The sequence below is a fragment of the Streptomyces sp. NPDC049687 genome (assembly GCF_044465285.1).
Taxonomy (GTDB): Bacteria; Actinomycetota; Actinomycetes; order Streptomycetales; family Streptomycetaceae; genus Streptomyces.
In genome coordinates, this window is the sequence record NZ_JBITLN010000007.1 from 212,858 (window position 1) to 231,565 (window position 18,708).

The following is an 18,708-nucleotide window of genomic DNA, read 5'->3' on the forward strand; positions in this document are numbered from 1 at the left end:
CCCCAGGCCGAGAGCCGGGGGTATGGCTGTCCCTACCCCAACTCTCGCTCCTGCCCGAACGACCGGACCGGCCCTCCCACGGTTTCGTTGCGCCATGACCACCGAACACGCCGTCCGACTCACCGCCCTACGCAGGCGCTACGACTCCACGGGCGCCGGGGTGACCGCGCTCGACGACGTCACGCTCGCCCTCCCCCGCGGCTCCTTCACCGCCGTCATGGGCCCGTCCGGGTCCGGCAAGTCGACGCTGCTGCAGTGCGCCGCCGGGCTCGACCGGCCGACCTCCGGGTCGGTGCGGATCGCCGGCACCGAGCTGACCGGGCTGAGCGAGCGCAGGCTGACCCTGCTGCGGCGGGAGCGGATCGGGTTCGTCTTCCAGTCGTACAACCTGCTTCCGGCCCTCACCGCCGCCCAGAACGTCGCCCTCCCGCTGCGCCTGGCCGGCCGCCGGCCCGCCAAGGCACAGGTACGGGAGGCTCTCGGCCAGGTCGGGCTCGCGGAACGCGCAGGTCATCGACCCACGCAGCTCTCCGGCGGCCAGCAGCAGCGCGTCGCCCTCGCCCGTGCCCTGATCACCCGCCCCGAAGTGCTCTTCGGGGACGAACCGACCGGCGCCCTCGACTCCACCACCGGCCGCGAGGTCCTGACGCTGCTGCGCACCCTGGTCGACACCCATGGCCAGACGGTCGTCATGGTCACCCACGATCCGGTGGCCGCCTCGTACGCGGACCGGGTGGTCTTCCTCGTCGACGGGCGGCTTCACGGGCAACTGGCGGGGGCGGGCGCGGAGCGGATCGCGGCGCGGATGGCCACCTGGGAAGCCGGGCGGGAGGCCGCCCCGTGCTGAGCATCGCCCTGCGGACCCTGCGCGCCCGCTGGACCGCCTTCGCCGGCAGTTTCGTGGCCCTCGCCCTGGCGGTGGGGCTGCTCACGGTGATGGGGCAGGCGCTGGCCGCCTCGCTGGACGCGCCGGAGCGGTTCGCGAGGGCGCCGGTGGTGGTGAAGGGGCGCGACACCCTGCGGGTGACGACCCCGAACGGGGTACGGACCGCGGCCTTGGTGACGCCGCGTCCGATCCCTGCGCCGACCGTCGCGGCGCTGCGCGCCCTCGGAAGGGTGACGGAGGATCGTTCCTTCCCGGTCCGGGCCGTCGGGTCCGACGGCGGCCCCGACGAGTTGGTGGGCCACCCGTGGGCCACGGCGCGTTTCGCCCCCTACGAACTGAGCGAGGGCCGTGCGCCCCGGGCGGCCGGTGAGGTCGTGACCACCGGGGACTGGGCGACGGTGGGCGACCGGCTGCGCACCGGGGACGGGCCGGTGCGGGTCGTGGGGACGGTACGCGCGCGTGGCTTCGAGGACGCGGTGTTCTACCCGGACGACCGGGCCGCCCAACTCTCCCCCGACTCCCGGCAACTGGTGGTGGAGGCGGACGCGACGGCCGTCCGCGCGGCCGTCGGTGACGGCATACGGGTGCTCACGGGTCCCGCACGTCGTCTCGCGGACCCCGACCCGGACCGTGACGCCGAGGCCCTCACCGCGCTGAACGCCCTGTTCGGCACGGCGGGCGGGGTGACCGCCTTCGTCTCGGTGTTCGTCGTGGCCTCCACGTTCGCCTTCGCGGTGGACCGGCGGCGCCGCGAGTTCGGGCTGCTGCGCGCCGCGGGCGCCACGCCGGGCCAGATCCGGCGGACGGTCCTCGCGGAGGCACTGCTCGTCGGCACGCTCGCCTCGGCGGCGGGCTGCGCCCTGGGCGCGTACGGCGCCCCCTGGCCGGCGCGGCTGGTGGTAGACGGCGGTCTCGCGCCGTCCTGGTACACGATCGGCGGCCGCCATGTCTGGCCGTACCATCTGGCCTTCTGGACGGGTCTGTCGGTCGCCCTGTGCGGTGCGGCCGCCGCGAGCCGGCGGGCGGGCCGAACCGCGCCGACGCAGGCGCTGCGCGAGGCGTCCGTGCAGGGGCGCGCGCTGACGCGCGGGCGCCTGTGGTGCGGTACGGCGCTGCTCGTCACGGCGTGCGCGACCCTGGCGTACGCCCTGCTGACGGACCCCGGCGACCTCCTGCACCGCAAGACGTACGTCAGCCGCCCCATGCTCCTCATCACGGCGGTCGCCCTGCTCTCACCCGCGCTGGTGCGCCCGCTGGTGCCCCGGCTGCCCGGGGTCATCGGGCTCCTGGTGCGCGAACAGGCGGCCACCGGGGTCCGCCGTACCGCCGCCGTGGCCGCGCCCGTGCTCGTCACCGTGGCACTGGCGGGCTCCCTGCTGGGCGCGACGGCCACCCTGAACGAGGCGCGGGCGGCGGAGGTACGGCAGCGGACGGCGGCGGACTTCGTGGTGACGGCGGACAGCGGTACGACGCTGGCGGCGGACGTGGTGGAGCGTCTGCGCCAGGTCCCCGGCGCCTCGGTCTCCGCCACTGCGGCAACGGCCGTGTACACCCTGGAGGACGGGGTGGCCCTGGTGAAGTCCGAGGCGCGGGCGGTCGATCCGGGGCTGCTCGAGGAGACCGTACGGCTGCCCGTGACGGCGGGACGGGTCGCCGACCTCGACGACGGTTCGATCGTGGTGACCGAGGAGTGGGCGCGGCACCGGGTGGGGCAGCGGGTGCGCGTATGGCTCGCCGACGGTACGGCCAGGTCGCTGCGGATCGCGGCCGTGCTGGCCACCGGTACCGGGGACGGCGGCGTGTACGTCGGCGCGGCCAACTCCGGTGGCGCGGGCGTGGACCGGGTCGACGTACGGGTGCGCGCGGGCGCCGGTCCGGGGGCGGTCGCGGCCGGGCTGCGGGCGGTCGGCGGGGTGCGGGTGCTGAGCACGTCGCAGTGGGTGGCGGCCGCCCGCCCGCAGACCAACCGGACGACGCGGCTCGGGGTGCTGCTCGTCCTGGGCATCGCGCTCCTCTACACCGGCATCGCGCTCGCCAACACCATGGTGATGGCGGCCGCCGACCGCCGACGGGAGGTGACGACACTGCGCTTGGCCGGCGCCACCCGTGCACAGGTCCTGTCGCTGACCGCTGCGGAGGCGCTGACCGTCGTCGCACTCGGCGGGGTGCTGGGCCTGCTGGTGACGGCCGTCAACCTGACCGGGATGTGGGGCGCGTTGCACCTCGTCTGCGCCCCGGCGACGATCGCCCTCCCCTGGCCGACCCTCGCCTGGACCACGGCGGCCTGCGCGGCGATCGCCGTGACTGCGGCGCTGATACCGACGGCAGTGGCCCTGCGCACTCGCAGATGAACACGATAGAGCCCCGTCGGTTTCCACCGACGGGGCTCTATGCTGCGTGGACCTGAGGGGATTTGAACCCCTGGCCCCCTCGATGCGAACGAGGTGCGCTACCGGACTGCGCCACAGGCCCTTGCAACGAGTGAAACTCTAGCACCCCGATCGGCGTGCTTGGAAATCCGTTCCCCGAGGCCGGGCGCGGGCCGACGGGCCTCTCATTCGTTGGCGGCCCGCGGGCGCTCGCCGTCCTCGTACTGGTCGAAAAGGGGGGTGCGCCCGCGTTCGCGGGAGCGGCGGGCGGAGGCCGCGCGACGGGCGTCGCTGCGTTCGTCGCCGTCCGCCGTCCGGTCCTCCGAGCCGTCCTCCGCGCGGTCCTCGGCTTCCGGCTCCGTGCCCCCGGCGTCGGCGGCGTCCGCCGTGTCCTGGTCCGGCACGACGGTGCTGGAACGGGCCGAGCTCCACGCGTCCGGTGCCCCGAGGTCCACGTCGGCCGTAGCCCGGGGGGCGACCGGCGCGGTCACATACGTCGGGAGCGGGACCGGCACCGGGTCCCAGCTGTCCCCGTGGGCGGGCCGGCGCTGCCGTTCGCGCTGCTGGTCGACCCACTCGGCGTGATCGGTCTGCTCGACGAGCGCCCTGCGGTCTGCGGCGAGGGCCAGCAGGCCCGGGTCGGTCTCCGGCTCCGGGCCCTCGTGCGGCTCCTCTGCGCCGGCGTCGGAGCCGGTGTCGGTGCCCGCGGCGGCCGATGCCGACGCCCGGCGGCGAGGCTGGCGCTCGCGGAGTCGCTGCGCGGCGACCTCGGCGCGTCTGCGGTCCATCTGGAAGGCGAAGCGCCGGCGCTCCTGGGCGCGCAGATACGCGATGTACGCGCTGAGCAGGATGGCGGGCACGCCGGGCGCCCAGAGGAACGCGAGGCCGCCGACGGCCGCGACGATCGCGCCGAGCGTGAAGGCGAGGAAGAGCATGACCGTGGTGCGCCTGCGGCGCGCGAGCGCCTTCGAGCGCTGGGCGCGTGCCGCGGCCGCCTGGGCGGCGGGGGTGGTGGCAGTGCGGCGGGCGGCCGGTACGCGGCTCTCGTGCACGGGCGCGGAGTCGGAGGGCACCTGGTCGCGCGTGGGCTTGGCGGCAGGCTCACGCGCCGGATCGCGCGCCGTCTCGGGGCGCCCTTGGCCGCGTTCCTGTCCTCGCTCCTGCACCGGCGCCTTGGCCTGCGGGCGGGTCGGGGGCATGGCGAAGGACCGGACGTCCACCGAGTCGGTGGCGGCGTCCGGGGCGTCGGCGCCCTGCTCCCCCTCCTCGGTGGAGCGCGCGCGCAGGTCCCTGGCGTACCGGCGCTCCATACCCGCCCGTCCGGACAGCAGCCGGATGGCTGTGCTGAAGCGTTCCGTCGGACGGGCCTCGTTCAGCTCGTCCTGCCTACGGAGCCACATCGGCACCAAGTAGGCGGCCCAGGCCCCGACAATGACTGCGTAGATGAGGCCGCTGCTGCTCACGCCTCACACCGTAGAGGGGTTTGCGTGAGGCCATCCGCCAATTGGGCCGGTGTGTCGCACGATCTGGCTGATATTTCGAGCTTTTTTTGCGACAGGTGCGATCAACCGATCATTTTCGAACGTGCATTCGGAGCTTTCGGGTCATTCAATTGGACGCGTTCTGGGAGCGTGCCCGCCGCCATCGGCTCAGGAGGCCTTCCGGCACTTCCTCCGCCGTGAGCGCGAAGACGAGGTGGTCGCGCCAGGCCCCGTCGATGTGGAGATAGCGGGGCCGCAGCCCTTCCTCGCGGAATCCGAGTTTCTCGACGACCCGGCGGCTGGGCCCGTTCTCGGGGCGAATGCAGACCTCGATGCGGTGCAGTCCGACGGTCCGGAAACAGTGGTCGACGACGAGTGCCACGGCCGTGGGCATCACTCCGCGGCCGGCCACCGCCTCGTCCACCCAGTAGCCGATGTGCCCGGAGCACATCGATCCCCAGGTGATCCCGGCGACCGTCAACTGTCCGACCAACCGTCCCCGGTACTCGATGACGAACGGCAGCATCCGGCCCGCATTCGCCTCGGAGCGAAGATGCCGGACCATCTGGCGGTAGGTCGGCCGGTGCGCGATCGGCCCGCTGGGCGCGGGCGGCGGGATGGTCGCCTCCCAGGGGCGCAGCCAGTCCCGGTTGCGGCGGTTCACCTCGCGCCAGTCCCGCTGGTCGCGCAGCTTTATCGGCCGCAGGACGATGTCGCCCTCCGTCAGTTCGACGGGCCAGGATGCGCCGTTCAGCTCGCACCCCCCGTACTGGCGGGTCTGGAGTGGTCTCCGCCCCTGATCTGGTCGACGGCGTGCTTCAGCAGCGGTTCCAGGACCGCGAGGCCGTCCTTCACTCCGCCGGTGGAGCCGGGCAGGTTGACGATCAGGGTCCGGCCCGCGACGCCCGCGAGGCCCCGGGACAGCGCGGCCGTGGGCACCTTCTCGCGGCCGTACGCCCGGACGGCCTCGGGGATGCCCGGCACCTCGTGGTCGATCACGCGGCGGGTCGCCTCGGGGGTGCGGTCGGTGGGCGAGATGCCCGTACCGCCGGTGGTGACGATCACGTCGTAACCGGCCTCGGCACCCGCCCTCAGCGCGGCCTCCACCGGGTCGCCGTCGGGCACGACCTGCGGGCCGTCGACGGCGAACCCGAAGCCCTTCAAGCCCTCGGCGATCAGCGGGCCGCCCCTGTCCTCGTACACGCCGGCGGCGGCGCGGTTGGAGGCGGTCACGACGAGCGCCCGGTACCCCGCGTCGGTGGCCGTGTCCGCAGCCGTCTGCGTGGTCATTCCCGACTCCAGTCGCCCGACTTGCCGCCCGTCTTCTCCTCCACCCGCACGTCCGTGATGACCGCTCCCTTGTCGACCGCCTTCACCATGTCGATCACGGTGAGCGCGGCGACGGAGACCGCGGTGAGCGCCTCCATCTCGACGCCCGTGCGGTCCGTCGTCTTCACGGTGGCGCTGATCTCCACGGCGTCGTCCGCGACCGACAGGTCCAGTTTCACACCGGAGACCGACAAGGGGTGACAGAGCGGGATCAGATCCGGGGTCCGTTTGGCGCCCATGATCCCCGCGATCCGCGCGGTGGCCAGCGCGTCGCCCTTGGGGACGCCTTCACCGCGCAGCAGCTCGACCACGCGGGGTGACACGAGGACGCGCCCGCTGGCGCGCGCGGTGCGCGCGGTGACGTCCTTGCCGGATACGTCGACCATGCGGGCGGCGCCCGCGTCGTCGATGTGCGTCAGTCGGTCCTGCGTACTCATGCTCTGTCGGCGCTCCCTGTCGGGCCTGTTGTGCGCGACACGGTACCCCCAACCAGGAGTGCTCAGCCGAGCAGGACTACCTCGACGTCGGTGCCCGGCTCGACGGACTCCACGTCCTCGGGGACGACGATCAGCGCGTCGGCGTGCGCGAGGGCCGCCACCAGGTGGGAGCCGGCGCCGCCCACGGGCCGCACGGTGCCGTCGGAGTGGGTGGCGCGCAGGAACTGTCTGCGCCCCTTCGGGGAGGTGAGCGCCTTGTCGGCGGTCAACCGCGCGCGCGTGGTGGGCCGGTGGACGTTTTTGAGACCCATGAGGGTGCGGATGGCGGGGCGGACGAACAGCTCGAAGGAGACGTAGGACGACACGGGATTGCCGGGCAGGGCCAGCAGGGGGATGTGGTCGGGGCCGATGGAGCCGAAGCCCTGGGGCTTGCCGGGCTGCATGGCGAGCTTGCGGAAGTCGATGCCGCTGCCCGCCTCGTCCTCGTCGCCTACGTACGACAGCGCCTCCTTGACGACGTCGTACGCCCCGACGCTCACGCCGCCGGTGGTGACGAGGAGGTCGGCGCGGACGAGTTGGTCCTCGATGGTGGAGCGGAGGGTCTCGGCGTCGTCGGTGACCGCGCCGACCCGGTAGGCGATGGCGCCGGCGTCGCGGGCGGCCGCGGTGAGGGCGAAGCTGTTGGAGTCGTAGATCTGGCCGGCGCTCAGCTCCTCGCCGGGCTGGACGAGTTCACTGCCGGTGGACATCACGACCACGCGCGGGCGCGGGTGCACCCGGACCGTGCCGCGGCCGATCGCGGCGAGCAGCGCGATCTGCGGCGGTCCCAGGACGGTGCCGGCCTCGAGGGCGCGGTCGCCGGCCTTCACGTCGCTGCCCTTCGCGCGCACGTGCGCGCGTGCCCCGGCGGGGCGGTACACGCGTACGTGCCCCGTCGCCTGCTCGGGGGCGAGGCTGCGGGCGCGCATCGCGCTGACGGGGCCCTCACCGAGGCCCCCGTCGGTCCACTCCACGGGGACGACGGCCTCCGCGCCGTTGGGCAGCGGGGCGCCGGTCATGATCCGGGCTGTCTGCCCCGGCCCCACGTACAGCAGGTCGGCGGCCTGCCCGGCGGCGACGTCCCCGACGACCTCCAGGGCCGCCGGGAACTCCTCGCTCGCGCCCGCGACATCCGCGACCCGTACCGCGTACCCGTCCATGGAGCTGTTGTCGAACGGCGGCAGGGAGACCGGCACCGTGACGTCGTCGACCAGGACGCACCCCTGGGCGTCGGGCAGTTGCAGCTCGATGGGTTCCAGGGGTCGGACGGTGGCGAGGATGTCCTCCAGGTGCTCGTCCACCGACCAGAGACGGTCCTGGCCGGTGGGGCGGGGCGCGGCGGTGCTCAAAGTGGCTACATCTCCTCGGTGACGTAACTGCGAAGCCAGGACCGGAAGTCCGGACCCAGATCTTCACGTTCGCACGCCAGTCTGACAATGGCACGCAGATAGTCGCCTCGGTCGCCGGTGTCATAACGGCGGCCCTTGAAGACGACGCCGTGCACCGGGCCGCCGGCCTTCTCGTCCTGGGCGAGCTGCTGGAGGGCGTCGGTGAGCTGGATCTCGCCGCCGCGGCCCGGTTCGGTCTGGCGCAGTACGTCGAAGACGCTGGGGTCGAGCACGTAGCGGCCGATGATCGCGTAGTTCGAGGGGGCGTCCGCCGGCTCCGGCTTCTCCACCAGGCCGGAGACCTTGACCACGTCGCTGTCGGGGGTGGTCTCGACGGCCGCGCAGCCGTAGAGGTTGATCTGCTCGGGCGCGACCTCCATGAGGGCGACGACACTGCCGCCGTAGAGCTCCTGCACCTCGATCATCCGCCGGAGCAGCGGGTCGCGCGGGTCGATGAGGTCGTCGCCCAGCAGGACGGCGAACGGCTCGTGCCCGACGTGCGGGGCCGCGCACAGGACGGCGTGACCGAGGCCCTTGGGGTCGCCCTGGCGGACGTAGTGCATGGTGGCGAGGTCACTGGACTCCTGCACCTTGGCGAGCCGACTGGCGTCGCCCTTCTTCTGCAGCGCCGACTCGAGTTCGTAGTTGCGGTCGAAGTGGTCCTCGAGAGGTCGCTTGTTGCGGCCGGTGACCATGAGGACGTCGTCGAGGCCGGCGGAAACGGCCTCCTCGACCACGTACTGGATCGCGGGCTTGTCCACGACCGGCAGCATCTCCTTGGGAGTGGCCTTGGTCGCCGGGAGGAACCGGGTGCCGAGGCCGGCTGCGGGGATGACAGCCTTGCTGATCCTGGGGTGAGACTGAGTCATGGCCGCAACCTTATCCGGTGGCTTTGAGAGGAATCTGTAGCTCCGGTTAATAAGTGTTCATTTGAGCGTATTGGAGCTGTGCGGATGCGACACCTGAGCCACGGCAACGGCAGACCGGACTCTGACAAACATATGTTGCGGCGAGGGTTCCTCGACGTGAGGAACAGGTTGACGGCGGACGACGTGCGGACGGCGGCCGCCGCTCTGGCCGGGAACGCCCTGGAACTGCCCGAGTTGGCGCACGCGCGCACGGTGGCGGCATATGTTTCCGTGGGTACCGAGCCCGGCACCCTCGCGCTGCTCGACGCACTGCGCGCCCGGGGCGTGCGTGTCCTGCTCCCCGCCCTGTTGCCGGACAACGATCTGGACTGGGCCGCCTACGCCGGTGCGGGCTCCCTGGCCCCGGTGCGGCACGGCGGGAGGATGGAGCTGCTGGAGCCCGTCGGCGAGCGGCTCGGCCCGGACGCCGTGACCGGCGCCGACGTGGTGCTGCTGCCGGGGCTCGCGGTCGACGCGCGCGGGATGCGCCTGGGGCGCGGCGGAGGGTCCTATGACCGTGTGCTGGCCCGCCTGGAGCGCGCCGGCGTACGGCCGTCGCTGGTGGTCCTCCTGTACGACACCGAGGTCGTCGAGCGGGTCCCCGCGGAGGCGCACGATCTGCCGGTGCGGGCCGTGGTGACGCCCTCGGGGGTGCGGCGCTTCCCCTGAGCCCCCACATAGGCTGGTGAGACCCACCGGAAAGGGGCCCTCCACGCGCGCGTGGAGGGCCCCTTTCCGGTGCTCACGGCTTGAGCACGAGGGTGTCGCTGGTGCTCTTGTCGACCGCCTTCTCGGAGAAGGACCAGTCGAGCAGTTCACCCTTGACCCACTTGCCGGTCTGGTCGGTGTAGTGGGCGCTGAAGGCGTGTCCCGAGGCGCCGGTGAGGTTGATCCACTTCGACTTGTCGAGGTCGTCGAGGTTGACCACCATGCGCATCGACGGCACCCATACGACGCCGTAGCCGCCGGCCGCGTTCCAGCCGGTCGCGTCGACCGCCGCCTCGCCGCCGCCGAGCCGCCACGGGCCGCGGTTGAGGATGTACTGCAGGAAATCGGGGCCGCTGGTGCCCAGCGTCTGGTTCTTCAGGAACAGGCGGTGCAGCCGGCCCCAGCTCCAGGTGTCGATGTCCTTGCCGAGCTTCGCGGTCAGCTCCCAGCGGGCGTCGATCATGGCGCGCTTGAAGAGGTCGTCGCGGTTGTGGACGGCACCGTCGCGGCCGCTCGCCGACCTGGGCGTCGTCCACCAGTCGCTGTCCGGCTTGTCCATGAGGTTGCGCACGACCTGGAACCAGCGGTCGCCGCCGTCCGGCTGCGCCTGGTCGGCGTCGCGCTGGCCGCACTCGCGGGTCTTGCCGGTGTCGTCGACGGGACTGGTGGAGTTGGCCGGGTCGACCCACAGGCACTGCCCCTCGACGCGCAGCTCCTTGGGCAGCTTGTTGCCGAAGGCGAGCTTGAGGATGTTGCGCCAGACGGCGTTGAAGTAGGCGGCCGCTGCCGAGTCGGCGTCCTGGGTGTACTCCCAGTTCTGCAGCAGGTCCTGGGCTTCGCGGACGTCCGGATCGTCGATGTTGATCTTCAGCAGCGTGGGGACGAGCTCCTTGGCGATCTCGCTGCTGTTGTCCATCTGCATCTGGCGCATGTCGTCGGTGGAGATCTTGCCGCCGCCCTTGATCTTCTGCTCGATCAGGTCGGTGATGCGCTGGCTGCGGGTGCCGTAGCCCCAGTCCGTGGTGAGCGTATAGGGGTACTTGTCCTGGTCGACGACGGCCTGGTTGGCGGTGACGATGAAGCCGCGCTCCGGGTTGTACTCGTAGGGCAGCTCATCGAAGGCGATGTCGCCGGTCCACTTGTTCTTGGAGTCCCAGCCGGCGACCGGGACCGAGCCGTCGTCGCCCTTCGCGCGCGTGGGGATCCTGCCGGGCAGCTGGTAGCCGATGTTGCCGTCGGTGTCGGCGTAGATCAGGTTCTGCGAGGGCACGTCGAACTGCTTGGCCGCGTCGCGGAAGTCGTTCCAGTCCTTCGCCTTGTCCATGGCGAAGACGGCGTCCATGGTGGTGCCGGGGTCCAGTGCGGTCCACTTCAGGGCGACGCCGTAGCCGTCGCCGCGGTCGGGGGCCGCGTTGTCGACGGTGGCCTTCTGGCCGACCTTGACGAGTTCCTTGCTGCGGTCGGACAGCAGGGGCATCTTGTCCTGGGTCTCCCGGACGACGATCTTCTTCGAGGACCCGTCGGCGACCTTGATGGTCTCCGTGCGCGTGGTGAAGGGCTTCACCTTGCCGTCGTAGAGGTAACCGTCGCCGGAGAGCTTCTCCAGGTAGAGGTCGGTGACGTCGGCGCCGGAGTTGGTCATGCCCCAGGCGATGTCCTGGTTGTGGCCGATGACCACACCGGGCATGCCCGCGAAGGTGTAGCCGGTGACGTCGTACTGGCACTTGCTGGAGACGGTGCGGCAGTGCAGGCCCATCTGGTACCAGACGGACGGCAGCGAGGCCGACAGGTGCGGGTCGTTGGCCAGCAGCGGCTTTTTGGTGATCGTGTACTTCCCGGAGACGACCCAGGAATTGGAGCCGATGCCGTTGCCGTTCACACCGACGGCGGTGGGGAGGCTGTCCAGGACGTCGTAGAGGCCCTCCAGCTGGCCCTGCAGGCCCGTGGTGTCCCCAGAAGTGCCGGAGCCGCTCGTCGTGCCGCTCGTGCCGCTCGTGGACGTGTCACCGGAGCCGCTCGCGCTGTCGCTCTGCTCGAACGCCTTGGTGAGCTCGTTGTACTCGCCCTCCTGGACGATGGTGTTCGACTCACCGTCGACCGTGTACGGGTACTCCGGGTACAGGTCGGCGATCTGCTGCGGGCCGAGGCGGCTCGTCATCAGGGCGCGGTCGATCTCGTCCTGCATGTTGCCGCGCAGGTCCCAGGCCATCGCCTTCAGCCAGGAGATCGAGTCGACGGGGGTCCACTCGGCCGGCTTGTAGTCGTTGCTGAAGCCCAGCGCCGCGTACTCCAGGGAGATGTCCTCGCCGTCCTTGCCCTTCAGGTAGGCGTTGACTCCCTTGGCGTACGCCTGGAGGTACTTCTTGGTGGAGTCCGACAGCTTGTCGTCGTACTCCTCCTTGGCGACGCGGTCCCAGCCCAGGGTGCGCAGGAACTCGTCGTTGTCGATCTGGCTCTTGCCGAACATCTCCGACAGGCGGCCGGAGGTCATGTGCCGGCGCACGTCCATCTCGTAGAAGCGGTCCTGTGCCTGGACGTAGCCCTGTGCCATGAACAGGTCCTCGTCGGAGGACGCGTAGATCTGCGGGATGCCATAGCTGTCCCGCTTCACGTCCACGGGTCCGGACAGGCCTTCGAGGGAGATCGAACCCTTGGTCTGCGGGAAGGAGGCCCGGACGGTGCTGATGGACCAGTAGCCGCCGAAGGCGAGGCCACCGATGACGGCCAGCACCAGTACGAGCACGATCAGACGGGCTTTGCGCCCCTTCTTCCTGCCGGACTTGCCGGGCTTGTCACCCGTTGTGGCGGTGGTGTTGGGGGGCATCGCTGTCCTTGCTGTCCTAACGCGAGCGGCAGGCGGTCCTGGAGTGCTGGAGCAACCATAGGCGCAGGGCCTCGCGCCACTTGACGCGGAGTAGGGAACCAGCACGGAAGGACGTTCGATCTTGCCTCGTCGAGCGTCAAGAAATCGTCAAGAGTTAGGTAAGGTAACGAAGTAGTTGGGTTCGAGGCGCGCAGCCTCGTGTCCCATGTACGTGTGCGCGCGAGTCGTGCGCGCCAGGGAAGGGAACTGCCGCTGACTGTCCACCACCTCAACCAGCTCTTGTTCGTCTGCTCGCTCGTCCTGCTCGTCGCCGTCGCAGCGGTCCGGATCTCCTCGCGCAGCGGACTCCCCAGCCTGCTCGTTTACCTGGGCATCGGCGTCCTCATGGGCCAGGACGGCATCGGGAACATCCACTTCAACAACGCCGAGATGACCCAGGTCATCGGGTATGCGGCCCTGGTCGTGATCCTCGCCGAGGGCGGCCTCGGCACGAAGTGGAAGGAGATCAAGCCAGCGCTTCCGGCTGCTTCCGCGCTCGCACTGGGCGGCGTCGCCGTGAGCGTCGGCGTCACCGCCGCCGGCGCGCACTACCTGACAGGGCTGGACTGGCGGCAGGCGCTCATCATCGGCGCGGTGGTGTCCTCGACGGACGCGGCGGCGGTCTTCTCCGTGCTGCGCAAGATCCCGCTCCCCGCGCGCGTGACCGGCACGCTGGAGGCCGAGTCAGGCTTCAACGACGCCCCGGTGGTCATCCTGGTGGTCGCCTTCTCCCAAGCGGGCCCGGTCGAGCACTGGTACATGCTGCTGGGCGAGATAGCCCTCGAGCTGGCCATCGGCGCGGCCATCGGCCTCGCCGTGGGCTGGCTCGGCTCCTGGGGCCTCCGGCACGTCGCGCTGCCCGCCTCCGGCCTCTACCCGATCGCCGTCATGGCCATCGCGGTCACGGCCTACGCGGCGGGCGCGCTCGCGCACGGCAGCGGCTTCCTGGGCGTGTACCTCGCCTCGATGGTCATGGGCAACGCGAAGCTGCCGCACTGGCCCGCCACGCGCGGGTTCGCCGACGGGCTCGGCTGGATCGCCCAGATCGGCATGTTCGTCCTGCTCGGCCTCCTGGTCACCCCGCACGAGTTGGGCGACGACGTGTGGCCCGCCCTTGTCATCGGCCTGGTGCTGACCATGGTGGCGCGCCCGCTGAGCGTGGTGCTGTGCCTGACGCCCTTCCGGGTGCCCTGGCAGGAGCAGACGCTGATGTCCTGGGCGGGACTGCGCGGCGCCGTCCCCATCATCCTGGCGACGATCCCCATGGTGAGCGGCGTCGAGGGCAGCCGCCGCATCTTCAACATCGTCTTCGTCCTGGTCGTCGTCTACACGCTGATCCAGGGGCCGACGCTGCCGTGGCTGGCCCACAAGCTGCGCCTGGGCGAGGACTCCGAGGCCGCCGACCTCGGCGTCGAGTCGGCACCCCTGGAGCGGCTGCGCGGGCATCTGCTGTCCGTCGCCATCCCTGAGGGCTCGAAGATGCACGGCGTCGAGGTCAACGAGCTGCGGCTGCCGGCCGGGGCCGCCGTGACCCTCGTCGTCCGCGACGGAAAATCGTTTGTCCCCTTGCCGTCGACCGTCCTGCGGCACGGCGACGAACTCCTCGTCGTCGCCACCGACCCCGTCCGGGACGCGGCCGAGAAGCGGCTGCGCGCCGTCGGACACGGCGGCAAGCTGGCCGGCTGGCTGGGCACGGGCGACCCGGGCCGAAGCGGCGCGCGTTAAATACGCGTTTCACACCGTTCACACCCCATGGGATCAGAGGCATCCCAGCCCAGAGTGCCCACTTTCACAGGCACACCGTCGGCACCCCCTGTACGATGAAGGTGCACCTTGATCGAACCAACTCTGCCTGACGCAGAGCTGGCGCGACCGTATGGCGGCCGGGACGCCTCTCAGTGACCCGGTATCTACCGCAGTAGCGCAAGAGGACAGCTCTCGGCGCCCCTCGCCCGCACAGTGGGGTCGCGCTACCAGGCGGCAGAAAGGCACGGGCCGTGGCATCCACGGTCACCTCCCGTCCGGGATACGGGCACCTGCTGCGCACCCGCGGCGCCTGGACGTTCCTCCTCCCCGGCTTCGCGGCGCGCCAGCCGTTCGCGATGCTCACCCTCTCCATCGTGCTGCTCGTGCAGCACACGACCGGCTCCTACGGCGCGGCAGGCGCCGTGGCGGCGGTCACCGGTGTCTCCATGGCCCTGTTCGCGCCCTACAGCGGCCGCCTGGCCGACCGCTACGGGCAGCGCGCGGTACTGATCCCCGGCGTCCTCTTGCACACGGTGTCGGGCCTGGCCCTCACGGCGCTGGCCCTGGCCGGCGCGCCCCTGTGGGCGCTGTTCGCGGCGGCCGTGCCCACAGGCGGCTCGGTGCCGCAGATAGGGCCCATGGTGCGGGCCCGCTGGGGCGTGACGCTCAAGGGCTCGCCCCTGTTGACCACCGCGGCGGCCTTCGAGTCCGTCACGGACGAGCTGACCTTCGTCGTCGGCCCGCTGCTGGCGACCGCCCTGTGCACCGCCGTGCACCCGGCCGCCGGCCTGGTGACCGAGGCCTCCCTGACCCTGCTCGGCGGTCTGCTGTTCGCCGCGCAGAAGAGCACCCAGCCGAAGACCGCCGTCGCCGGGCACGCGCGCGTGGAGCACGCTTCCGCCCTGCGCATCCCCGGCGTGCGCGTGCTGATCGTGACCTTCCTGGGGATCGGCTCCGTCTTCGGCGGCATGCAGGTCTCCCTCGCCGCTTTCAGCGAGTCGATCGGCGAGCCCGGCCTGAACGGCGTCCTGTACGGGACCTTTGCCGCCGGCAACATGCTCTCCGGCCTGGTCTGCGGCGCGATCGCCTGGAAAGCCACCCCGCGGCACCGTCTCGTCGTCGGCTACGGCGCACTCGCGCTGACGGCCTCCGGCCTGTGGGCCGCGCACTCGGTGCCCGTGCTGGCGGGCCTCGGCCTCCTGGTCGGCATGTGCATCGCGCCCGCGCTGATCACCGGCTACACGCTGGTCGAGGGCCTGGTCCCGGCCGGGGCGCGCACCGAGGCGTTCACCTGGCTGACGGGCGCCGTCGCGCTCGGACAGGCGGCGGCCGTCACGGTCGCCGGCCAGTTGGAGGACCGCTTCTGGGGCGGCGCCGGTTTCCTGGTGCCGATGGTCGGCACGGTGCTTGCCTTGGCCACCCTGCTGGCGTTGCGTTCGCGGCTGGTGGCGCGGCCGCAGGGCCGCACCGTCGCACGTGGCGTCGGTCACCGCGTGCCGGTGACAGTGGACTGATCCTCAGGAATGCGTCACACTGGACCGTCGTTAGCACTCATTGAGTGAGAGTGCCAGGAGGAAGACAGTGCCGACCTACCAGTACCAGTGCACCGAGTGCGGCGAGGGCCTCGAGGCGGTGCAGAAGTTCACCGACGATGCCCTGACCGAGTGCCCCAACTGCGGTGGCCGCCTCAAGAAGGTGTTCTCCGCCGTAGGCATCGTCTTCAAGGGCTCCGGCTTCTACCGCAACGACAGCCGCGGCTCCTCGTCGAGCAGCTCGCCGGCGTCGTCGAAGCCGTCGACCTCTTCCTCGGACTCCTCGTCCTCGTCCTCCTCGTCTTCTTCGTCGTCCTCCTCGGACTCGAAGTCGTCGAGCTCCGGAACCTCGGCGGGCACTGCCGCCTGAGGCTTCCTCCCCGGACCCTGTCGTCGTACGACGACGGGGTCCTCGGTGTTTTCCGGGGCCGAGAACAGGTCGTGTTCGATTCCGGCTACTGTGCTGGTCATGGCGAAGGCAGACAGCGGCGCGGCAGAGATCGGCGTCATCGGCGGCTCGGGCTTCTATTCGTTCCTCGACGACGTCACCGAGATCCAGGTGGACACCCCCTACGGATCGCCCAGCGACTCCCTCTTCCTCGGCGAGATCGCCGGCCGGCGAGTCGCCTTCCTGCCCCGGCACGGACGCGGGCACCATTTGCCGCCGCACCGGATCAACTACCGGGCCAATCTGTGGGCCCTGCGCTCTGTGGGGGCGCGCCAGATCCTGGGGCCGTGCGCCGTGGGTGGCCTGCGCCCCGAGTACGGTCCGGGCACCCTGCTCGTGCCGGATCAGCTGGTGGACCGGACCAAGTCGAGGGTGGGCACGTATTTCGACGGGCTGCCGCTGCCCGACGGCAGCGTGCCCAACGTGGTGCATGTGTCACTGGCCGACCCCTACTGTCCCACCGGGCGCGCGGCCGCGCTCAAGGCGGCGCGGGGACGGGATTGGGAGCCGGTGGACGGCGGGACGCTGGTGGTGGTGGAGGGGCCACGGTTCTCGACCCGCGCCGAATCGTTGTGGCACCAGGCGCAGGGCTGGTCGGTCGTGGGCATGACGGGCCACCCCGAGGCGGCGCTCGCCCGTGAACTGGAACTCTGTTACACGACGCTGACCCTGGTCACAGACCTGGACGCGGGCGCCGAGTCCGGTGAGGGTGTCTCGCACGAGGAGGTGCTGACGGTCTTCGCCGCGAACGTGGACCGGCTGCGGCGCGTGCTGTTCGACGCGGTGGCCGCGCTGCCGACGACGCAGGAACGGGACTGCACGTGCATGCATGCGCTGGGCGGGATGGATCCGGGATTCGAGCTGCCGTAACCGGCGCATTCCGGTACGTGAGGGGCGGTACTGCCGGACGGAACTCCTCGTTCGGGTGACGGAGTTGTCCACAACCCGTGGACAGTCCACCGGCTACGGCGAGCGGCGGCGCGAAGGGTCATCGTGACTTCGCAAACCGACTCCTCGTCGCAGGTGGTGATCCCGTTGTCCCTTCGCCCTCCCTCTCCTCCCGTCCCTCCCCCGTGCTCGGTGCCCGAGTTCGCTCCCGTGCGCGTCCGGTGCGGGCGGTACCAGCTGGGCCGGCTCGTACGTAACCGGAGGCGGGCCCTCGCGCTCGGCCTCGCCGTCACCGCTGTCGCGCTCGTGGCGGCGGGACCGCACGGCGCGTATCCGCCTCCGGCGCGCGCGAATCGTGGTGGAGGCGCACACGCCCAGGCACAGCCCTCGGCGGGCGCCCCCGTCGGCGGGGGTCACACCGGCAAGAAGGTTGCCGCCCCGGTGCGCATCGCCGACGCGGCCACCGTTCGCCTGCTGCGGCCCGGTGACCGGGTCGACGTCATCGCCGTCGTCGCCGCCGAGCAGACGGCCACCGGCGGAGAGGCACATGTGGTCGCCCGTGGAGCGCTGGTGACGCAGGTGCCGGAACCGCTGGACCCAGTTGCCGAAGAAGCCGGTGTCGGCGCCGGTGACGGTGGAGCGCTGGTCGTGCTGCAGGTGCCGCGCTCCACCGCGGCCCGCCTGGCCGGCGCGAGCGCGACGGCCAGCTTGGCGGTGACGGTGTGGTGAAGAACCAGTCAAGTCCCTCGTTGAAGCTACGGAAGGGGACCCGTCCGGCTCACATTGACGTAGGTTGCGGAGCTGTTTGTTCCACAACCAGTTCATGTGAGGAGAGTCCCCGAGGTGAGCGAGAAGAAGGAACCGAGCATCTGGCAGGGCTTCAAGACCTTCCTGATGCGCGGGAACGTCGTGGATCTGGCGGTAGCGGTGGTCATCGGCGCCGCCTTCACGAACATCGTCACCTCGGTGGTGAAGGGGATCATCAACCCGCTCGTCGGGACGATCGGCACGAAGAACCTCGACAGCTACAGCTCCTGCATCAAGGGTCCCTGCACCGGTACCGGGGACAGTGCGACGGGCGTCCGGATCCTGTGGGGTTCCGTCCTCGGCGCGACCCTCACCTTCGTGATCACGGCGGCGGTGGTCTACTTCCTGATGGTCCTGCCCATGTCGAAGTACCTGGCCCGGATGGAGGCCCGCAGGAAGGCGCGGGAGGGCACACAGGAGGTAATCGAGGTGACCGAGCTGGAGGTGCTCAAGGAGATCCGCGACGCGCTGGTCGCCCAGCAGAACTCGGGCCACAGCCAGCGGTAGCCGCCACTCTTCCGCCGTGGTGGGGCCGTGTCTCGTCGGTCGTTCAGAGGTCGTGGGGCCGTGTCTCGTCGGCGGTTCAGAGGTCGTGGGGCCGTGTCTCGTCGGCGGTTCAGAGGTGGTGGGGGGGCTTCTCGTCCAGGAAGCGCCTGAGGTCGGCCGCACTGTCGCCGGATGCGGCCGGACGCTCGCCCCAGCCTCGGTCCGTGTCGTCCGAGGACTGCTGGTCCAGCGGGTCGTCGAAGACCAGCGCGGCGGCCTTCGGCTCGCGCGGTTCGGGGGCGGCGGGGGTGCTCATGCCTCCAGGGTACGGCTCTGTTCCTCCCGGGCCCCGGCCCCGCCTCCGATCGTGCGCTCCTCCGCAAGCTTTTCCGG

At 71.2% G+C, this 18,708-nt stretch carries 17 protein-coding genes and 1 tRNA gene; 9 read left to right on the plus strand and 9 right to left on the minus strand.

Features of this window, described 5'->3' with window-relative positions; all coding sequences use genetic code 11:
• Positions 1 to 94: 94 nt before the first annotated feature.
• Both ACIBVL_RS22625 and ACIBVL_RS22630 read left to right on the plus strand, forming a co-directional pair.
• Positions 95 to 847, plus strand: a complete 753-nt coding sequence (locus ACIBVL_RS22625; protein ID WP_399099066.1) for an ABC transporter ATP-binding protein — start codon at positions 95 to 97, stop codon at positions 845 to 847.
• A complete protein-coding gene (locus ACIBVL_RS22630) occupies positions 841 to 3,237 on the plus strand; it encodes an FtsX-like permease family protein (protein ID WP_399099067.1) in 2,397 nt (798 codons plus the stop codon). Before ACIBVL_RS22625 ends, ACIBVL_RS22630 begins: the two co-directional genes overlap by 7 nt.
• A gap of 47 nt (positions 3,238 to 3,284) precedes the next feature.
• Here the strand turns inward: ACIBVL_RS22630 and ACIBVL_RS22635 are convergent.
• The 7 genes from ACIBVL_RS22635 to galU all read right to left on the minus strand — a co-directional run bounded on the left by ACIBVL_RS22635 (position 3,285) and on the right by galU (position 8,798).
• A tRNA-Ala gene (locus tag ACIBVL_RS22635) sits at positions 3,285 to 3,358 on the minus strand.
• 82 nt (positions 3,359 to 3,440) lie between these two features.
• Positions 3,441 to 4,718 (minus strand): gephyrin-like molybdotransferase receptor GlpR, encoded by a 1,278-nt coding sequence (gene glpR, locus ACIBVL_RS22640; protein ID WP_399099068.1) that lies wholly within the window; start codon positions 4,716 to 4,718, stop codon positions 3,441 to 3,443.
• Between the two features lie 145 nt (positions 4,719 to 4,863).
• On the minus strand, positions 4,864 to 5,490 hold the full coding sequence (locus tag ACIBVL_RS22645) for a GNAT family N-acetyltransferase (RefSeq protein ID WP_399099500.1): 627 nt from the start codon (positions 5,488 to 5,490) through the stop codon (positions 4,864 to 4,866).
• Entirely contained in the window at positions 5,487 to 6,026 is a 540-nt protein-coding gene (locus tag ACIBVL_RS22650) for a molybdenum cofactor biosynthesis protein B (protein WP_399099069.1), read from the minus strand. Before ACIBVL_RS22650 ends, ACIBVL_RS22645 begins: the two co-directional genes overlap by 4 nt.
• Positions 6,023 to 6,502 (minus strand): cyclic pyranopterin monophosphate synthase MoaC, encoded by a 480-nt coding sequence (gene moaC / locus ACIBVL_RS22655; RefSeq protein WP_399099070.1) that lies wholly within the window; start codon positions 6,500 to 6,502, stop codon positions 6,023 to 6,025. The genes ACIBVL_RS22650 and moaC overlap by 4 nt, the downstream gene beginning before the upstream one ends.
• A 62-nt stretch (positions 6,503 to 6,564) precedes the next feature.
• Positions 6,565 to 7,890 (minus strand): gephyrin-like molybdotransferase Glp, encoded by a 1,326-nt coding sequence (gene glp, locus ACIBVL_RS22660; protein ID WP_399099071.1) that lies wholly within the window; start codon positions 7,888 to 7,890, stop codon positions 6,565 to 6,567.
• A gap of 5 nt (positions 7,891 to 7,895) precedes the next feature.
• Entirely contained in the window at positions 7,896 to 8,798 is a 903-nt protein-coding gene (gene galU, locus ACIBVL_RS22665) for a UTP--glucose-1-phosphate uridylyltransferase GalU (protein WP_399099072.1), read from the minus strand.
• A gap of 84 nt (positions 8,799 to 8,882) precedes the next feature.
• On the opposite strand from galU, the gene ACIBVL_RS22670 reads away from it, so the two are divergent.
• Positions 8,883 to 9,506, plus strand: a complete 624-nt coding sequence (locus ACIBVL_RS22670) for a 5-formyltetrahydrofolate cyclo-ligase (RefSeq protein WP_399099073.1) — start codon at positions 8,883 to 8,885, stop codon at positions 9,504 to 9,506.
• Between the two features lie 73 nt (positions 9,507 to 9,579).
• Here the strand turns inward: ACIBVL_RS22670 and ACIBVL_RS22675 are convergent, their stop codons facing one another.
• Positions 9,580 to 12,369 carry a penicillin acylase family protein gene (locus ACIBVL_RS22675; RefSeq protein WP_399099074.1) on the minus strand — a complete coding sequence of 930 codons (2,790 nt, stop codon included), beginning with the start codon at positions 12,367 to 12,369 and terminating at the stop codon, positions 9,580 to 9,582.
• Between the two features lie 213 nt (positions 12,370 to 12,582).
• On the opposite strand from ACIBVL_RS22675, the gene ACIBVL_RS22680 reads away from it, so the two are divergent.
• The 6 genes from ACIBVL_RS22680 to mscL all read left to right on the plus strand — a co-directional run bounded on the left by ACIBVL_RS22680 (position 12,583) and on the right by mscL (position 18,336).
• On the plus strand, positions 12,583 to 14,133 hold the full coding sequence (locus tag ACIBVL_RS22680; protein ID WP_399099075.1) for a potassium/proton antiporter: 1,551 nt from the start codon (positions 12,583 to 12,585) through the stop codon (positions 14,131 to 14,133).
• A 272-nt stretch (positions 14,134 to 14,405) separates the two neighbouring features.
• Positions 14,406 to 15,668 (plus strand): MFS transporter, encoded by a 1,263-nt coding sequence (locus ACIBVL_RS22685; protein WP_399099077.1) that lies wholly within the window; start codon positions 14,406 to 14,408, stop codon positions 15,666 to 15,668.
• A 67-nt stretch (positions 15,669 to 15,735) separates the two neighbouring features.
• Entirely contained in the window at positions 15,736 to 16,056 is a 321-nt protein-coding gene (locus ACIBVL_RS22690) for an FmdB family zinc ribbon protein (RefSeq protein ID WP_399099078.1), read from the plus strand.
• Positions 16,057 to 16,155: 99 nt separating this feature from the next.
• Positions 16,156 to 17,004 carry an S-methyl-5'-thioadenosine phosphorylase gene (locus ACIBVL_RS22695; protein ID WP_399099079.1) on the plus strand — a complete coding sequence of 283 codons (849 nt, stop codon included), beginning with the start codon at positions 16,156 to 16,158 and terminating at the stop codon, positions 17,002 to 17,004.
• A gap of 210 nt (positions 17,005 to 17,214) precedes the next feature.
• Positions 17,215 to 17,751 (plus strand): RcpC/CpaB family pilus assembly protein, encoded by a 537-nt coding sequence (locus tag ACIBVL_RS22700; RefSeq protein ID WP_399099080.1) that lies wholly within the window; start codon positions 17,215 to 17,217, stop codon positions 17,749 to 17,751.
• A 114-nt stretch (positions 17,752 to 17,865) separates the two neighbouring features.
• Positions 17,866 to 18,336, plus strand: coding sequence for a large conductance mechanosensitive channel protein MscL (gene mscL, locus ACIBVL_RS22705; RefSeq protein ID WP_399099081.1), 471 nt, complete (start codon positions 17,866 to 17,868; stop codon positions 18,334 to 18,336).
• 109 nt (positions 18,337 to 18,445) lie between these two features.
• On the opposite strand, the gene ACIBVL_RS22710 is transcribed toward mscL, so the two are convergent.
• The gene (locus ACIBVL_RS22710; protein ID WP_399099083.1) at positions 18,446 to 18,631 is read right to left on the minus strand and encodes a hypothetical protein; all 186 of its coding nucleotides are present in this window, start codon (positions 18,629 to 18,631) and stop codon (positions 18,446 to 18,448) included.
• Positions 18,632 to 18,708: the final 77 nt, after the last annotated feature.

Coding starts and splice junctions, on each gene's coding strand:
- ACIBVL_RS22670 (WP_399099073.1), top strand. CDS start 8,883: ATGCGACACCTGAGCCACGGCAACGGCAGACCGGACTCTGACAAACAT.
- ACIBVL_RS22675 (WP_399099074.1), bottom strand. CDS start 12,369: ATGCCCCCCAACACCACCGCCACAACGGGTGACAAGCCCGGCAAGTCC.
- ACIBVL_RS22650 (WP_399099069.1), bottom strand. CDS start 6,026: ATGACCACGCAGACGGCTGCGGACACGGCCACCGACGCGGGGTACCGG.
- moaC (WP_399099070.1), bottom strand. CDS start 6,502: ATGAGTACGCAGGACCGACTGACGCACATCGACGACGCGGGCGCCGCC.
- galU (WP_399099072.1), bottom strand. CDS start 8,798: ATGACTCAGTCTCACCCCAGGATCAGCAAGGCTGTCATCCCCGCAGCC.
- ACIBVL_RS22695 (WP_399099079.1), top strand. CDS start 16,156: ATGGCGAAGGCAGACAGCGGCGCGGCAGAGATCGGCGTCATCGGCGGC.
- ACIBVL_RS22710 (WP_399099083.1), bottom strand. CDS start 18,631: ATGAGCACCCCCGCCGCCCCCGAACCGCGCGAGCCGAAGGCCGCCGCG.
- ACIBVL_RS22625 (WP_399099066.1), top strand. CDS start 95: ATGACCACCGAACACGCCGTCCGACTCACCGCCCTACGCAGGCGCTAC.